This is a genomic window from Nonomuraea sp. NPDC050404 (genome assembly GCF_040655495.1).
Classification (GTDB): Bacteria; Actinomycetota; Actinomycetes; order Streptosporangiales; family Streptosporangiaceae; genus Nonomuraea.
On sequence record NZ_JBFAKB010000053.1, the window covers coordinates 27,978 to 43,693 of the forward strand.

General features: G+C 68.3%; 15 protein-coding genes. 8 read left to right on the top strand and 7 right to left on the bottom strand.

What is annotated here, in order from left to right:
* Window positions 1-83: 83 nt before the first annotated feature.
* A complete protein-coding gene (locus tag AB0I81_RS61730; protein ID WP_360679543.1) occupies window positions 84-944 on the bottom strand; it encodes an alpha/beta hydrolase in 861 nt (286 codons plus the stop codon).
* Window positions 945-1,152: 208 nt separating this feature from the next.
* Here AB0I81_RS61730 and AB0I81_RS61735 point away from each other — a divergent pair, with 208 nt between their 5' ends.
* The 4 genes from AB0I81_RS61735 to AB0I81_RS61750 all read left to right on the top strand — a co-directional run bounded on the left by AB0I81_RS61735 (window position 1,153) and on the right by AB0I81_RS61750 (window position 5,034).
* On the top strand, window positions 1,153-3,195 hold the full coding sequence (locus AB0I81_RS61735; protein ID WP_360679546.1) for an ATP-dependent DNA helicase UvrD2: 2,043 nt from the start codon (window positions 1,153-1,155) through the stop codon (window positions 3,193-3,195).
* A 189-nt stretch (window positions 3,196-3,384) separates the two neighbouring features.
* Complete coding sequence (gene tesB / locus AB0I81_RS61740) at window positions 3,385-4,254, top strand: acyl-CoA thioesterase II (RefSeq protein WP_360679549.1); 870 nt, start codon at window positions 3,385-3,387, stop codon at window positions 4,252-4,254.
* A gap of 114 nt (window positions 4,255-4,368) precedes the next feature.
* Window positions 4,369-4,635, top strand: coding sequence for a hypothetical protein (locus AB0I81_RS61745; protein WP_360679552.1), 267 nt, complete (start codon window positions 4,369-4,371; stop codon window positions 4,633-4,635).
* Window positions 4,636-4,764: 129 nt separating this feature from the next.
* Window positions 4,765-5,034, top strand: coding sequence for a WhiB family transcriptional regulator (locus AB0I81_RS61750; protein WP_344883713.1), 270 nt, complete (start codon window positions 4,765-4,767; stop codon window positions 5,032-5,034).
* Window positions 5,035-5,690: 656 nt separating this feature from the next.
* On the opposite strand, the gene AB0I81_RS61755 is transcribed toward AB0I81_RS61750, so the two are convergent.
* From AB0I81_RS61755 to AB0I81_RS61765, 3 genes are all read right to left on the bottom strand, one after another.
* Window positions 5,691-6,128: a hypothetical protein gene (locus tag AB0I81_RS61755; RefSeq protein ID WP_360679555.1), complete on the bottom strand. Its 438-nt coding sequence runs from the start codon at window positions 6,126-6,128 to the stop codon at window positions 5,691-5,693.
* A gap of 1,048 nt (window positions 6,129-7,176) precedes the next feature.
* Window positions 7,177-8,514 (bottom strand): AarF/UbiB family protein, encoded by a 1,338-nt coding sequence (locus AB0I81_RS61760; protein WP_360679558.1) that lies wholly within the window; start codon window positions 8,512-8,514, stop codon window positions 7,177-7,179.
* A gap of 59 nt (window positions 8,515-8,573) precedes the next feature.
* Complete coding sequence (locus AB0I81_RS61765; protein ID WP_360679560.1) at window positions 8,574-9,008, bottom strand: hypothetical protein; 435 nt, start codon at window positions 9,006-9,008, stop codon at window positions 8,574-8,576.
* Window positions 9,009-10,223: 1,215 nt separating this feature from the next.
* On the opposite strand from AB0I81_RS61765, the gene AB0I81_RS61770 reads away from it, so the two are divergent.
* The 4 genes from AB0I81_RS61770 to AB0I81_RS61785 all read left to right on the top strand — a co-directional run bounded on the left by AB0I81_RS61770 (window position 10,224) and on the right by AB0I81_RS61785 (window position 12,813).
* Complete coding sequence (locus AB0I81_RS61770; protein WP_360679563.1) at window positions 10,224-10,643, top strand: hypothetical protein; 420 nt, start codon at window positions 10,224-10,226, stop codon at window positions 10,641-10,643.
* A gap of 49 nt (window positions 10,644-10,692) precedes the next feature.
* On the top strand, window positions 10,693-11,649 hold the full coding sequence (locus AB0I81_RS61775; protein WP_360679566.1) for an enoyl-CoA hydratase-related protein: 957 nt from the start codon (window positions 10,693-10,695) through the stop codon (window positions 11,647-11,649).
* A 67-nt stretch (window positions 11,650-11,716) separates the two neighbouring features.
* Entirely contained in the window at window positions 11,717-12,232 is a 516-nt protein-coding gene (locus AB0I81_RS61780) for a M48 family metallopeptidase (protein ID WP_360679569.1), read from the top strand.
* Window positions 12,229-12,813, top strand: coding sequence for a hypothetical protein (locus AB0I81_RS61785; RefSeq protein ID WP_360679571.1), 585 nt, complete (start codon window positions 12,229-12,231; stop codon window positions 12,811-12,813). Before AB0I81_RS61780 ends, AB0I81_RS61785 begins: the two co-directional genes overlap by 4 nt.
* Here AB0I81_RS61785 and AB0I81_RS61790 read toward each other — a convergent pair.
* From AB0I81_RS61790 to AB0I81_RS61800, 3 genes are read right to left on the bottom strand one after another with little or no spacing between them, the layout of a single operon-like run.
* Window positions 12,800-13,786 (bottom strand): endonuclease/exonuclease/phosphatase family protein, encoded by a 987-nt coding sequence (locus AB0I81_RS61790; RefSeq protein WP_360679574.1) that lies wholly within the window; start codon window positions 13,784-13,786, stop codon window positions 12,800-12,802. The genes AB0I81_RS61785 and AB0I81_RS61790 overlap by 14 nt on opposite strands.
* A 33-nt stretch (window positions 13,787-13,819) precedes the next feature.
* Window positions 13,820-14,380 (bottom strand): NUDIX domain-containing protein, encoded by a 561-nt coding sequence (locus AB0I81_RS61795; RefSeq protein WP_360679576.1) that lies wholly within the window; start codon window positions 14,378-14,380, stop codon window positions 13,820-13,822.
* Complete coding sequence (locus AB0I81_RS61800) at window positions 14,377-15,618, bottom strand: zinc-dependent metalloprotease (protein ID WP_360679606.1); 1,242 nt, start codon at window positions 15,616-15,618, stop codon at window positions 14,377-14,379. Before AB0I81_RS61800 ends, AB0I81_RS61795 begins: the two co-directional genes overlap by 4 nt.
* Window positions 15,619-15,716: the final 98 nt, after the last annotated feature.

Sequence of the window (15,716 nt, forward strand, 5' to 3'; positions counted from 1 at the left end):
CGATACGGGCGGCACCGGGGGCGCCTCATCCGATACGGGCGGCACCCGGGGGCCTTATCCGATACGGCAGCACTCGGGGGGCCTTATCCGATACGGGCGGCGATCCACGCCTGCACCCGCTCGGCCACGCCCGGCTGTCTGAAGAGCGGCGAGCTGTGGTTGGTCCCCGGCATCGAGAACACCGTCACCCCCACACCCACCTGTCCGAGCGTGCGCTTGAGTAACTGGCTCTGCACGGGCGGCACGAACTCGTTCTGCGAGTGGATGGCCAGCATCGGGGCGTCCTTGCGGCTGGCGTGCCAGGCCACCTCCATGCTCGCCCACACCCGCGAGCACTTGCCCTTGGGCGCGCAGCCGCCGGCCAGCTTGATCGCGGCCGTACGCAGCCTGCGCTTGTTGGGGTCGACCGCCTTCGCCCCGTCCTTGTAGGCCAGCAGCGGCGAAATGATCGGCGACAGGCCGACGACGCCCTTGAGCCCGTTGACGCCGTCGCCGTACGTGCCAACGGCCGCCGCGATGTGACCGCCGGCGGAGAAACCCACCAGCACGTAGTTGCCGGCGTCGAAGGCCCACCTGTCGGCGTGCTTACGCGCCGCCGCGATCGCCGCGAGCGCGTCGGTGCGCTGCGCCGGCCAGGCCGCGTCGCCGGAAAGGCGGTAATTGAGGTTGAAGACCGTGTAACCCAGCTCGGCGTAGCCGCGGGTGATCTCCTTCATGTACCTCTTGTCGCCGCTTGACCACCAGCCGCCGTGAATGAGGAAGATCCCTGGCCGCTCCTGGCCGTCGGGCGTCCACCAGACGTCCATGGTCTGGCGCCGGTGGCTCCCGTACTGGACGGTCTCCACGGACAGCCCGCCGATCCCCTCGTCACCGATGGAGCTGTCCACCGCGGGGGTGGGGCCTGCCGGATCTTTGGACGCGCTCGCCGCGACAGGTGTGAGCACAACGGCAGCGAGCGCAAGAGCGCCCGCGCAAACCGCAGTTCGCACGGCCTTCCTTTCCCCCATGCAGATGGTCGGCCCCATTGTGGGGGAAAAGACCAGATCTTTGCATCTTAATGACGAGGACCATAGGTCCGGCCCACGAACATAGGCCGCGCCGCATGTTGCCAGAATAAAGTCCGTCACCGCCAGCGGCTGGGAGGATACAGAGGTGAGCAACGCGGACGACGTACTGATCGGTCTCGACCCCGAGCAGCGCGCGGTCGCCGAGGCCGTACGCGGGCCGGTGTGCGTGCTGGCCGGAGCGGGAACGGGCAAGACCAGGGCGATCACCCACCGCATCGCGTACGCGGTGCGCAGCGGGGTGGTCGACGCGCAGAGCGTGCTGGCTGTGACGTTCACCACACGTGCGGCGGGCGAACTGCGCCAGCGGCTGCGCGCGCTAGGCGCGCCCGGCGTCCAGGCCCGCACGTTCCACGCCGCCGCGCTGCGCCAGCTCACCTACTTCTGGCCGCGCGTGATCGGCGGGGCGGTGCCGTCGGTCATCGAGTCGAAGCTGCCGGTCCTGGGCGAGGCGTGCCGCCGCCTGCACATCAACCTCGACCGCGCCAAACTGCGCGACCTCGCCTCCGAGGTCGAGTGGGCCAAGGTCTCCCAGGTCACGCCGGAGGACTACGAGGACGCCAAGGCCAAGTTCCACCGCACGCCGCCGGTCAAGGCCGATGAGATGGCCGGCATCTACGAGGCGTACGAGCAGATCAGGCGCGAACGCCACCTGGTCGACTTCGAGACCATCCTGGAGCTGACCGCGGCCGTGATGGCCGAGCACCAGGAGGTGGCCGGGCAGATCCGCCAGCAGTACCGCTACTTCGTGGTCGACGAGTACCAGGACGTCAACCCGCTGCAGAAGATGTTGCTCGACAGCTGGCTCGGCGGGCGCGACGACCTCTGCGTGGTCGGCGACCCCAACCAGACGATCTACTCCTTCACCGGCGCCAGCCCCCATTACCTGACGGGGTTCGGGGCGCAGCACCCGAAGGCGGTCGTGATCAAACTGGTACGCGACTACCGCTCCACCCCCCAGGTGGTCGACCTGGCCAACCTCGTCATCGCCAAGGGCAAATCCCCTCACCGGCTGGAGCTGGTGGCCCAGCGCCCCGACGGCCCCAAGCCCCAGTTCCGCGAGTACGACGACGAGCCGGGCGAGGCCGCCGACGTGGCCCGCGCCATCAGGAGACTCCTCGACCAGAACGTGCCCGCGCGCGAGATCGCCGTGCTCTTCCGCGTCAACTCCCAGTCGGCGGCCTACGAGGAGGCCCTGGCCAAGGCCGAGATCCCCTTCCTGCTGCGCGGCGCAGAGCGCTTCTTCGAACGCCCGGAGGTACGCCACGCGGTCGTCCTGCTGCGCGGCGCGGCCCGTTCGGCGGCGGGCGAACCCCTGGCCACCGAGGTCCACCACATCCTGGGCGGCGTCGGCCTGACCCCCTCACCGCCCGGCGGCGGCAAGGCCAGGGAGAAGTGGGAGTCGCTCAAGGCCCTGGCCGACCTGGCCGAGGACATGGCGGCGGAAGGGGCTGATCTGCCCGCTTTCGTGGCCGAGCTGGAACGCCGCGCCACCGAGCAGCACGCGCCGCCCGTGGAGGGCATCACCCTGGCCTCGCTGCACGCCGCCAAGGGCCTGGAATGGGACGCCGTGTTCCTCGTGGGCCTCACCGACGGCATGTTGCCCATCATCTACGCCGAGACCCCCGAGCAGATCGAGGAGGAGCGCCGCCTTCTCTATGTGGGCATCACGCGCGCGAGGGAACACCTGTCGATCTCCTGGGCCCTGGCCCGCGCGCCGGGCGGCCGCAAGAGCCGCCGCCCCTCCCGCTTCCTCGACGGCCTCACCGGCCGCACCTCGTCCCCGCCGCGCATCGCGCCGACCGGCCGCGAACGCCGCCAGGTGGCCAAGCCGCTGAGCTGCCGCGTGTGCGCCAAGACGCTGACGAACGCGGCCGAGCAGAAGCTGGGCCGCTGCTCCACCTGCCACGCCGACTACGACGAGGCCCTGCTCGAACGCCTGAAGTCCTGGCGCGCGGCCACCGCCAAGGAGGCCAAGATCCCGCCGTACGTCGTCTTCACGGACGTGACGCTGCAGGCCATCGCCGAACGCGCGCCGGTGACCGAGCAAGAACTGTCGTCGATCGCCGGCGTGGGCAAAGTCAAGATCGACCGGTACGGCGAAGCCGTGCTCGGCCTCTGCCGCGCGTAACAACCCGGCAACCGCTGGCCCCCGTGCGGGAGTTGACGGGCGGCACGTCACACTTGTCCCAGGATCGAAAGGCACAAGGGACACTGGTCCTGTGGGAACGGACACCGGCTCCACGGGAACGCAGAGAAGATCCGCGGGAACGGACACCCGCTCCGCGGGGACGCAGAGAAGAATGGAGGGGACCAACACGTGAACGAGGCGCTGAAGGAGCTGCTCGACCTGCTCGACCTTGAGCAGATCGAGCTCGACATCTTCCGCGGCAGAAGCCCGGAAGAGCGCATCCAGCGCGTCTTCGGCGGCCAGGTGGCGGCGCAGGCCCTGGTGGCGGCCGGCCGTACGGTCCCCAAGGATCGCAACGTGCACTCCCTGCACGCGTACTTCATCCGCCCGGGCGACCCGTCCATCCCGATCGTCTACAACGTAGAGCGCCTGCGCGACGGACGTTCGTTCACCACCCGCCGCATCGTGGCCGTCCAGCACGGCAAGGCGATCTTCACGATGTCCGCGTCGTTCCACGTCTTCGAGGAGGGCGTGGCGCACCAGGCGTCGGAGATGCCGTCGGTGCCGCGGCCGGAGACACTGCCGGCCTTCCAGGACCGCATGTACGAGCTGGTCGGCGACAACCCCGAACTCCGCGACTGGATCTCGCGCCCCCGGCCGGTGGACGCCAGGTATGCCTCGCCGCTGACCTGGGAGGCCCACCAGAACCCGGAGCTGCGCAGCGCCCAGACGAACGTGTGGTTCCGCTACCACGCCGACCTGCCGGACGACCCGCTCCTGCACGTGGTGCTGGCCGCGTACGCCTCCGACTTCACCCTGGTCGACACGATCCTGCTGGCCCACGGAATGGCCTGGGGCGCCTCCAACGTCATGGGCGCCTCGCTGGACCATGCGATGTGGTTCCACCGCCCCTTCAGGGCCGACGACTGGTTGCTCTATGCTCAGGAATCGCCGTGGTCGGCGGGGGCCCGGGGGCTCGCTCGCGGTGAGATGTTCACCGCGTCGGGTGACCTCGTGGTCTCGGTCGTTCAAGAGGCCATGATTCGTCAGCTGAAATAGGCGAAACTGCAGGTAGAAAATATGTTGCCCCTTCCCGGCTCTCCGGTTTAGGGTCATGGTCAAGCGAGTCGGAGCGTCATGTTCCGACGATCACAGAAGGAGGTGAGTCCCACGATGATCAGCATCACGATGCCGGCCACGAAGTGGCTCGCCTCCGCATGCCGTGACTCGGTGAGGCTCGTTGGTAGCCCCGCCAAGCTGCGCCAGGAGAAGTCCGCTCCTCGCCAGGCCGCCGCCTTCTATGCGAACGCACATGCTCGTGTGGCCGTTTCGCCAGGCGCTCCTGTCTTCGACGGACGTATCGAACTGCCGGCCATTCAGCTCACCAAGGGTGGACTGTGCGGTCCGCAACCCTGGAGGGATGCTCCGGTCATAACCTGACCGGCAACAGCAGCCCCCAGGCCGCGGATCCACAGACAGGATCCGCGGCCTTCTTGTTTGTCCGTGCTTTCCCGACCACCTACGAGGTGCCCGACCAAAGATCAAAAGATCGATCGAAGGAGAAAGATGATGGGGGCGAAGACGATCATGGACCTGATCGACGAAGCCAAGATCCCCTGTCGTACCGACCCTGACCTGTGGTTCGCCGAGTCGCCGGAGGACGTCGAGTTCGCCAAGGCACTCTGCGGCGGCTGCCCGATCCAGAAGGCCTGCCTGGCTCGCGCGCTCGAGCGCGAGGAGCCGTGGGGCGTCTGGGGCGGCGAACTGGTCCTCAGGGGAACGATCGTTCCCCGCAAGCGTCCGCGCGGGCGTCCCCGCAAGCACCCGGTCGCTGCCTGACCACCACCGCACCTACACCAGAAAGCGAAGAAGCCAATGACCACTCAGCACACCAGGAGCCGAGCAGTGCCGGATCTTATTCATGACTTGGTAAATGACCGAATACAAACCCTCCACCGCGAGGCGGCTGAGCAGCGCCTCATCCTGCACGTCACTCGCGTGCAGCGGGCACGGCGCGAGGTCCAGCGGGCGAACGACCGCCTCCGCAGGGCCCTGAGCCGCCAACTCTAACCGGGGAGATCCTGCCGCCGGCGCAGGATCTCCCCAAGGAGCCTCAAGTAAGAGCCGGGCGCAACCCAGCGCCCGGCTCTTCCCTTCCCCTCCACCCCCAACCCAGCACCCCGACCTGTGACCCAGCACCGCTTCCCAACCCAGCACCCCGACCTGTGACCGAGCACCGCTTCCCAACCCAGCACTCCGGCCTTTGAGCCTTTGCCGCTTCCCGGCCCAGCACTCCGGCCTTTGAGCCTTTGCCGCTTCCCGGCCCAGCACTCCGGTCTCTGGGCCTGTGCCGCTTCCCGGCCCAGCACCCCCGTCCCTGAATCAGCACCCACCTCCACCCCCCACCACCGGCTCCTCCTCCGGCACCCGATCTCCGGCCCTCGGCCCTCGGCTCTGCTTCTTGGCTTCGGTCCCAGCACTTGGGGGTTTATCCGCTATCCGGCTGGTCGCATGCCGCGCTGCGACGCCACCCGCGCCACCACCGGCTCCTCCTCCGCAGACCAGAGCCGCGCCGCCATCCATGCGATCCCCACCCCGGCCAGCACCAACCCGATCAGGTAGACCGGCAGCGGCACCACGCTCCGCAGCGACCCGGGCACCATGCCCACGGCATAGAGCAGCACACCCACCACGGGCATGGCCCCGCTCCTGATCGCCGCCGCGCTGAACGTCACCACACCCACCAGCAGGACGACCGACGTGATGAGAAACGCCCGCCCAGTCCCCCCGGCCAGCAGCCCGCTAACCGTCCCGCCGCCGAGGTAGGGGAAGACGAAATGCAGCGTGTACTCGATCGCGAACGCCCCGGCCAGCCCAGCCGAGTTGAGTATGTAGCCCACGAGCCCGAGCGCGCCCGCCGTGCTTCGCATCACCAGGTAGATGCCAGTGATCGCGAGTAACCCCGTAAGGGCCGCAAATGGTGCGATGGCATGAGTGAGAGCCGTTTCCGGCAGAAACCCGACGCGACGCGCGGAGTTGACGACGAGCAGCACAGCACAAACGAACCCGGCCACCGCAGCGACCCGATGAACGCTCATGTCACGAACCCCTCTCTCGTTCGACGATTCCGATCCCGTCCAGCAGGAGGATCGGCCAATAACACTCGTCATGATGAGCGTTATCGCCAGAGATGGTGAGAGCGCGCCGAGACCCGTAAGCACCTCGAAAGAACTCGGTACGCGCTGCCCCAAGACCCGCGCGCACTACACGAAGAATGTGCCGCCCACCCCACCCTCCACCGCATGGCAGACACGGCACCCACCTCCACGACGGGCTTCCACGACGGACCTCCACGACGGACCTCCACGACGGGCTTCCACGACGGGCTTCCACGACGGATATCTACACCTGCTCAGACGGCCGCGCCGCCCTACTGGAGACGATCTACGAGCACAGCTTCCACCCCCGCAGGGAAACGATGACAAGATCCCCGGAAGACCACGAGGACCCGCTGTCCCCGATCATGACGGTCACGCACGGCCACAGGCAGCTCGCCTTGACCGCCCCAGCCCTCGTACACGTTGAAGGAGTGCTGCGCCGCCCGCGGTGTCTTGCTCGGATCATGTGGTGCGTGCCGACTGTGAGGGCTGCCCGAACTGCGAGACGATGCGTCGATCGGGAGCGCTGCGGGACCATGCAGTGCCGTGCCGACCGTGGGTACTGCCCCGGGCCGTGCGGTGGTGCGTTGGTCGTGGGGTACTGCCCCGGGCCGTGCGGTGGTGCGTTGGTCGTGGGGTACTGCCCCGGGCCGTGCGGTGGTGCGTTGGTCGTGGGGTGCTGCTCGGGTCGTGAGGTGGCGTGCCGGCCGTGGGTACTGCTCGGGTCGTGTGGCGGTGCGTTGGTCGTGGGGTGTTGCTTGGGCTGTGCTGTGGCGTGTGTCGGCCTTGGGATCGCCTGTCTGTTGGCGGCTTGTTGACTTGGTTAGCTGCCGATGGGGAGGGGTTCGTCGTCGGGGTCGTCGGCGAAGCCGGGGACCCAGCGGATCACCTCGTCCCGGAAGTGGGCCGTGGCGCCGAGTTGGCAGAGTACGCCGATGCCGGCCGCGTGGACCCGGTGGATGAGGACGTACGTGGGCGGGAGGTTGAGCTGGCGGATCACGTTGGTCGGGCGGATGTCCGCGACGCTGGCCGCCTGGGTCTGCAGCCACTCCCGGCTGAAGGTGAACTCCTCAACCGCCGTCGGCTCCACGTACGGCGCGAGGAAGGCGCGCAGCGCGTCCGGATCGATCTCTATGTCCTCCCGGATGAAGCCTTCCTGCCGCAGGCCGGTCATGACGGTCCCCATGTCACCCTGGTTGAAAATGCGTATCAGTCGGCCGAATGCCATGGGGTAGCCGTCGGGCAGCCGGTTGACCGCGCCGAAGTCGAGGGCGCCGAGCTTGCCGTTGGGCAGCATGCGGAAGTTGCCCGGGTGCGGGTCGGCGTGCAGCATTCCGACGCGTGCGGGGGAGCAGAACAGGAAACGTACGAAGAGCAGGCCCGCTTGATCGCGTTGCTCCTTGGTGCCCTCGGAGATGATGCGGGACAACGGCGTGCCGTCCATCCATTCGGTGACCAGCACCATCTCGTTGGCCGCCACCACGTCGGGGACGTGGAAGTCGGGATCTTCGTTGAACTCGAGGGCGAAGGCGTGCTGGGCCTCGGCCTCCCGCAGGTAGTCGAGCTCCTCGGCGATCCGCTCGCGCAACTCGCTCAGCAACGCCTTCATGTCGAGGCCGGGCAGCAGTACGCCGAACATCTTGCCCAGGCGCGAGAGCTGGGCGAAGTCGCCGAGCAGAGCCTTGCCCGCGCCCGGGTACTGGATCTTGACGGCCACCTCCCTGCCGTCGTGCCACACGGCTCTGTGCACCTGGCCGATTGAGGCGGCTGCAGTCGGCTTGTCGTCGAAGGACAGGAAGTGCTTACGCCAGCCTTCGCCCAACTGCTCGGCCAAGACCTTGTGGACCGTGGACACGGGCAGCGGCGGGGCGGCGTCCTGCAATTTGGTCAGCGTGGCGCGATAGGGGCCGGCGATCTCCTGCGGTAGTGCCGCCTCGAAGATCGACAGCGCCTGGCCGACCTTCATCGCGCCGCCCTTGAGCTCGCCGAGCACCTTGAAGATCTGCTCGGCGGTACGCTGCTGCACCTCCTGCGCCACGATCTCCGCCGACTTTCCGCCGATGCGCTTGCCCAGCCCCAGGGCAGCGCGACCAGCGAAACTGAGCGGAAGGGTGGCCAGTTTGGCCGAACGCGTGACAGCACGGCGCGGAAGATCGCTCACACTGATGCGCGGAACCTCAGCGAGATGCCGCTTCCCCCCTTCGTGGTCCTTTGAGCACGTCAGTCGCGGTCAGGTGTCATGACCATTGTTAGCGAATATGGATTGTTTCGCATACAACGACATTGCGGGTGTGTGCTCCAGGGCCTCCTTCTCCAGCGCCAATCAGGGGTTACTTCCATTGTGCCGTTGGTCACAACGGGCTTCCTGCCGTCGAGAAAGGCCAGCGCATGGCCCGCTGCGGCGGCTGCTACGAGTGATGAGAGGGCCGCGTCGCAGGCGATCTCGCCGGGCGGATAGCCGCCCAGACGTGCCGTGACGATCGGCCAGTTGGCGTCGAGATCGCGGCGTGTCAGATCGAGGCAGTGCAGGCACGCGGTGTCCTCGGGCAGGACCAGCGGGCCCACGGTTCCATGGCCCTCGAAGGCGGAGACCAGGAGATGGGGGATGCGCAGATCGAGCAGTTCGTTGACCAGCAACATGTCGAGGGGGATCACGGGCGCCAGGATGACCAGATCGGGCCGGTCAGACTTGTCGGCCAGGTATGAGCCACCGGCCATCGCATTCACGGTCGGCCTGAAAGACCCACCAGGCGTACTGGCCTCCACCGCCCGCTCGAAGCCCTGCTTCCGCCTTCCCGATGCACCCGAGTCTTTCGAGTCTGCCGAGCCTTCCGATGCTGCCCGCCTTCCTGATTGCGCTCGGCTTGCGGTGCCTCGGGACTGGGACCTGGCGGCTGTTTGCGCCGGGGAGCCGGTGTTGCGGGGTTGAGGAGTGGCGGGTTGTGCCGGGGAGCCGGTGTTGCGGAGTTGAGGTGGGGTGGGTCGTGCTGGGGAGCCGGTATTACGGCGTTGGGGGGCGGTGGGTTGAGCTGGGGAGCCGGTGCTGCGGGGCTGAGGGGTGGTGGGCTGTGCCGGGGACGCGGTGCCGCCGGGGCGGGGTGTGGTGGGTCCAGGTGGGAGTTGGGGTGCGTTGGATCGTGGGTGTGGGGCGTTGGGTCGTGCCTGGGCAGTTGGGGTCCGGGATTGGGGTGTGCGGGGTCGTGGTTGGGCGGCGGTGGGTGGGGGTGGGGGTGCGTTGAGGCCGGTCGTGGGGCGGGTGGGTCTGTCGTTTGGGGTTGAGATGCCTTGCCGATGGTTGCGTGGGGCGGAGGGGTGGGTGCGTTTGTCGTTCGTGGCTGAGTCGTCTGTGTCAGAGGTGCCGGTGAGCTCAGCTGATGTGTGAGAGGTGCCGGTGAGTTCGGCTGATGTGTGAGAGGCGCTGGTGAGTTCGGCTGATGTGCCCGGGGTGCTGGTGAGTTCGGTCGATGTGGGTGAGGAGCCGGTGAGTTCGGCTGAGTTGAGTTCGTCGGGTTCGGTCGGTGGCAGGCCGCCGGAGGTGAGCCTTCTGACGATGGCCACGGCTCCGGCCTCGCGGGGCTTGCCCAGCTCCATCCACGTCAGGCCCCCAGGTGTGATGTCAGCCGGCCGAGTCTTGCCAGGGTCGAGCACCCGGATGTTGCCCACTCCTCCGGCGGCGAGCAGGGCCACGACCTGGGCCCCGACCCGGCCCGCGCCGTAGACGCGCACCCGCGCTCGACGGCGGCGTTCGAAGAGGGCCATCATGCCGTCAAGGTCGGTGGAGGCGAGGTCGAGGGCGTCGAGGTCCGGTTTCATGCGGTCTCTCTCGGCCAGTGAGAGGTCGCGGAGGGACCCCGGGCCGATGGCGGCATCGTGGAGCGCGCCCTGGGCGGCGAGCTGATTGAGCAAGGAGTGGGCACGGATCTCGTCGAGACCTGCCTGGGCTGCGTCGTGCAGAACACTCTCCAGGTCCCGCGTGCCGTCGAGACCCTCCAGCCACCGCCGGACGGGTTCGGTCAGGCCGCCCAGCATGACCGCCCGGAGGGGGTGCACGCCGTATTGCAAGGTGTGTTCGTCGCGGAGGATGCGGCGGAGAGTGGGCTTTACGCGTGGCCTCATGGCCGGAAGGTTTCCATGCCGGAGCAAGATCCCGAGAGGGTTCCGCGTCGGCTGTGGATAACTGCGGGCAATCGGCATCGCCTGTGGATATCGGGGTCGGCTGTGTTGGTGGCATCGACGGCACGTTCAGCGGCCCGAGAAGATCGCGACTTGCGGTTGTCCTGGGCTGATTGATTGATCGCAATGTCGGAATGAGACGCGCCGAGATGGCGCGAGCGCGAGGGTGCTGCCCGTTCAACAGCCGTCCGTTCAACAGCCGCCGTTCAACAAGTGCCCGTTCAACCGCCGTCCCTTCAACCGCCGTCCCTTCAACGGCTGCCGCTTCAACGGCTGCGACTCCACGCTGATCGTCCGTCCGTCGACCGAGCTGACCCTCCAAGGTCGCGTTACGCTTCCCCGCATGAACGAGCTCTTGGTTGATCGCAGAGACGACGGAGTCGTATTCATCACCCTCAACCGCCCCGACCTACGCAACGCCATGACCGACACCATGACCTCCGAATGGCGCGAGACCATGTCCGCCCTGGCCAACGACCGGGAGGCCCGCTGCCTCGTCGTCACGGGCGCGGGAACGGCGTTCTCCTCAGGCGGCGACCTGTCGTGGCTCGGCGAGCGCGGCTCGGAGGCGGTGCCCCAGCTGCGCGACCGCATGCTGGCCTTCTACCGCACCTGGCTGCTGATCACAGAGCTCGAAATCCCCACGATCGCCGCCATCAATGGGCCCGCGGTGGGAGCGGGGCTGTGCGTGGCGCTGGCCTGTGACCTGGTGTACGCCGCCGACGACGCCAAGCTGCTGGCCCCGTTCACCTCGTTGGGACTGCATCCGGGCATGGCGGCCACGTACCTGCTCCCCAGAAGGGCGCCGGGGCTCGCACGGGAGATGCTGCTGGCGGGCCGCAGCGTGTCCGGGACGGAAGCGGCGGCTAAAGGGCTAGTAAATCAATCATTCCCGAAAAATGACCTTATGTCGGAAGTGGGGGGCATCGCGACGAAGATCGGGCAGAACGCTCCCATTGCCACAAGGCTCACCAAAGTGGCGCTGAACCAAGACCATCAAGACCTGAAAGCCGCTCTGAGATGGGAATCCTTGGCTCAGCCCGTGACCATGGCCTCGGCCGACATGCTGGAGGGCCTGACCGCACATCGGGAAAGGCGCATGCCCAAATTCACCGGCTCTTAATCATCTGACCAGCAGAAACAAGGTGCACCCTCTGTGGAATTTCGCCAGTCTCGGCTAACGTGCATATGTGCCCCCCGAGACAGTCGAGGTTCGTCGCAGTTCTCGTCGCCGGCGTACGGTTTCTGCTTACCGCGACGGCGACAAGACGATCGTGCTCCTGCCCGCCTGGCTGAGCGGCGAAGACGCGGATGAATGGGTGAGCCGCATGCTGGATCGGCTGGCCGCGAAGGAACGCAAACGAAGGCCGACCGACGAGGCTCTGCTGGAGCGGGCCAAGGAGCTGTCGGCGAAATACCTGGACGGCGAGCCTGACCCCGTGAGCGTGCGCTGGGTCGACAACCAGCACCACCGCTGGGGCTCGTGCACCCCCGAGACCGGCACGATCCGGATCTCCACCAGGCTCAAAGGGCTGCCGGAGTGGGTCATCAACTACGTGATCATCCACGAGTTGGTGCACCTGCTGGTGCCCAGCCATGGGCCCCAGTTCTGGGCGCTGGTAGAACAGTATCCGAAGGCGGAGCGGGCCCGCGGGTTTCTGGAGGGCTTCTCCGCGGCGGCCCACACGGCACCGGAGGAGTGTTGACGCGCATCGCCGCGGTCCTGGTACGACAGCACATGGCGCGGGCCGCGCCACCGGGCGTCGATCCTGGGAAGTTCCTGGAGGCGATGGCGGAGGACACGTACGAGATCGTCGCGGGCCTGGAGCTCGTCACCCCGGTCCTGATCACCAGCGTTCCCGGCCTTGAGGACATCGTCTGGCCGGGCACCGAAGTGATCACCATCGCCGAGGGCGAACCCCTGAGGACCACGCTCGGACGTCTCCACGCCGACCAGGCCGCCGTGATCGGCGCCGACGCCCCGGACCTGCCCCCGCTCCTGATCGGCAAGCTGTTCAGGGAGCTGGGCCGGGCCGAGATCACGGTCTGTCCCGCGGCGAACGGCGGCGCCGTGGCGATGGCCTGCGCCCTGCCCGCGCCGGCCTGGGCGGACCCCGACCTCAACGCCCACGACGTGGTCAAGGACCTGCGCGCCCAGGCGCCCGGCCCCCGCAAGGTGGCCACCACCCCGGGCTGGCACCGCCTGCGCACCCCCGCCGACCTCGAACGCCTCGATCCCGGCCTCGAAGGCTGGGACAACACCAGAGACCTGATCAGGGCACGGTGAGCTGGGCCAGCACGGCCCGGTGGTCGGTGCCCGGCACGTCGCGCACGCTGACCTCCTGCACCCCCACCCGCTGATCGACCAGCACGTGGTCGATCGTGATGAGCGGCGGCACCCGCTTGTTCGCCGGCCATGTCGGGATAAGCCCGGCCCCCACCTGATCGGCCGCGTCCTTGTAACCTCGCGACAGCAGCCCGCGCAGGGCGGCGTGGTCGAGTGAGGCGTTGAAGTCGCCCGCGATGATGCGTACGCGGTCAGGTGAGGCCGACGGGAAGGCCGCCATGGCCTCGTTCCAGTCGCTGACCTGCGGTCCCAGCGGCGGGAACGGATGCGCGTCGATGAACTCGATCGGCTCGCCGCCGGGGACCGAGATCATCGCGGCCGGCATCTTGTGCCCGACGGCCGGCATCAGGTCCCACAGCGGTCGCACCGGATGTTTGGAGTAGATTCCGCTCCCGCCGGCGCTCCACTCGTCCTCGAGCACGCGGTGCGGCATCAGCGTCTTCAGCCCGGCCGCGTCCATGTCGGCGACCGCGCCGGGTGTCAGCTCCTGGGTGCTCAGCACGTCGGGGTCGAACTCGCGTACCAGCTTCATGACCGTCGCGACGTCGGCCCTGCCGAACAGCATGTTGAGCGTCATGACCTTCAACGGCCTGCCGGTCGTGGCCTCCGCCGTGCCCAGCGCCCTGGGCAGCACGCTGGCGCCGAGCGCCGCCGCCGAGAGCAGCGCCACGGCGGTGGCGGCGCGCCTGCGCCCGAGCGCGGCGATCAGGAGCGGGACCAGCGAGCCGGCCGCCGCGTACGGCGTGGCGGTCATGAGCTGCGTGGGCAGCGACCCCCGCTCAAGCCCGGCCACCCTGGCCAGCGCCCACGCGGCGAACGGGGTCACCGCGGCCCACGTCAGCGCCGTGGCGGGGAACTTCCTGCGCTTGCGTACCGGTGTCACAATCGTGCCGCCGACGGCGGAAGTCTCCACGCAAGCCCCCTTTTGGAACGACGCAACTGGACTCTAGCCAAGCGCGCGTGAGTATGAGGTAAGCGCGGCCTGGCCACGTGCGGCCAGTCGCCGGGTGGCCTCGTCGGACGGCTCCGGGATCTCGTCCACGGGGAACCAGCGGAGGTCGAGGGACTCCTCGCTCATCACGGCCTCCGCGCCGGGAGGCGCCACGGCGGCGTATTCGATGTCGAGATGCCAGCTGTGCGGAGGATGGCACCACACCTGGTGCTTGTCGACCGCGAGCGGCCCGGGCAGCAGCTCAAGGCCGGAAATTCCCGACTCCTCCCAGGCCTCGCGCCAGGCCACCGCCGCCAGGGACGTGTCGGAAATTTCGCAATGACCGCCCATGGGCAGCCACATCTTGGCCTTCGGATGCAGGGTGAGCAGCACTTTGGCGCCGTCGTGCGACAACACCGCCGTGGTCGCCGTCAGATGCCCGGGCACGCATTCGCGCAGCATCGCGTCGTCGTGCTCGCGCAGATGCTCGAGGAACTCCGTACGCAGCGCCTCTTCTTCCGGCGTCGGCGCGGTCCAGGCGGACAACACCGCCACCGCGTCGCGGTGCAGCGTCAACTCCGGCCGCCCTCGCCTTCGCCGCCCTCGCCTTCGCCGTCCTGCCCGGGATCCTTCGGCTTGGCCTCCAGCTGGGAGATGTCCCAGGCAGCCTCGCCGCGTACGAACGCCTCGGGATCCTCAAGATCCTCGGCCGTCGGCATGAGGTCGGGGTGACCCCACAGCGCGTCGCGCCCTTCGACGCCGCGCTCGTTCTCCAGCGCCCGCCACAACGCCGCGGCCTCGCGCAGCCTCCTGGGCCGCAACTCCAGCCCCACCAGCGTGCCGAACGTCAGCTCGGCCGGCCCGCCAGTGGCCCGCCGCCGGCGTACGGTCTCCGCCAGCGCCACGGCCGACGGCAGCTTGCCCTCGGCGGCGCGGTCGACCACGGTGGCCACCCACCCCTCGACCAGGGCGAGCATCGTCTCCAGCCGGGCCAGCGCGGCCTTCTGCCGCTCGGTCTCCTCGGGCTTGAGCAGGTTGCCCCCGCTCAGCGCCTCCTGGATGGCCTGGGGATTGTTGATGTCGAGCCCGCGGATCTGCTCTTCGAGCGCCGAGGTGTCGACCGTTATGCCCTTGGCGTATTCCTCGACCGCCCCCAGCAGGTTCGACCGCAACCACGGCACGTGCTGGAACAGCCGGTGGTGCGCGGCCTCGCGCAGCGCCAGATAGAGCCGGATCTCGTCGGCCGGGATCTCCAGGCCCTCGCTGAAGGAGGAGATGCCGCCGGGCAGCAGCGCGGCCGTGTCGGACAGCGGCAACCCGATGTCGGTGGTGCCGATGACCTCGCGGGCCAGCGAGCCGAGCGCCTGCCCGATCTGCTGGCCGACCATCATGCCGCCCATCTGTTTCAGCATGCCCATCAGCGGCCCGGCCATCTGCTGGGCCTCGGCGGGCAGCCCGGCGCCGCCGAGGGCGCCGCCCATGGTGTCGACCATGCGCTCGGCGATCGGCTCGCACAGCTTGCGCCAGATCGGGATCGTGTTCTCGATCCACTCAGACCGGCTCCAGGCCTCCGGGTTCGACACGCCGCTGGGCAGCGTCGCCGCCTCGTTCAGCCACAGGTCGGCCAGGCTGAGCGCCTCGATGATCTGGCGGCGCTCGCCTTCCATGACGCTCGGGTCGCCCTCGGCGACCACGGCGTGCCTGGCGATGTTCTTCGCCATGTCCCAGTTGACAGGGCCTGAACCCTGGGGCGCCGACAGCATGTCGGCGAACTGGCGCATCGCCTGAGCCATCTGCTCAGGGTTGCCGAACATGGCGAACGGGTTCTCGTTGGGGTCGTTTTCGCGACCTGGCAGGTCAGTCACCGCTCTACCTCGTGCAGGATGGAGGAGTCCACATCCGCCACGTTAGT

What these genes read in the sequence shown, in the direction of transcription:
- AB0I81_RS61745 (WP_360679552.1), top strand. Translation starts at nt 4,369, where the DNA reads ATGATCAGCATCACGATGCCGGCCACGAAGTGGCTCGCCTCCGCATGC.
- AB0I81_RS61750 (WP_344883713.1), top strand. Translation starts at nt 4,765, where the DNA reads ATGGGGGCGAAGACGATCATGGACCTGATCGACGAAGCCAAGATCCCC.
- AB0I81_RS61800 (WP_360679606.1), bottom strand. Translation starts at nt 15,618, where the DNA reads ATGTTCGGCAACCCTGAGCAGATGGCTCAGGCGATGCGCCAGTTCGCC.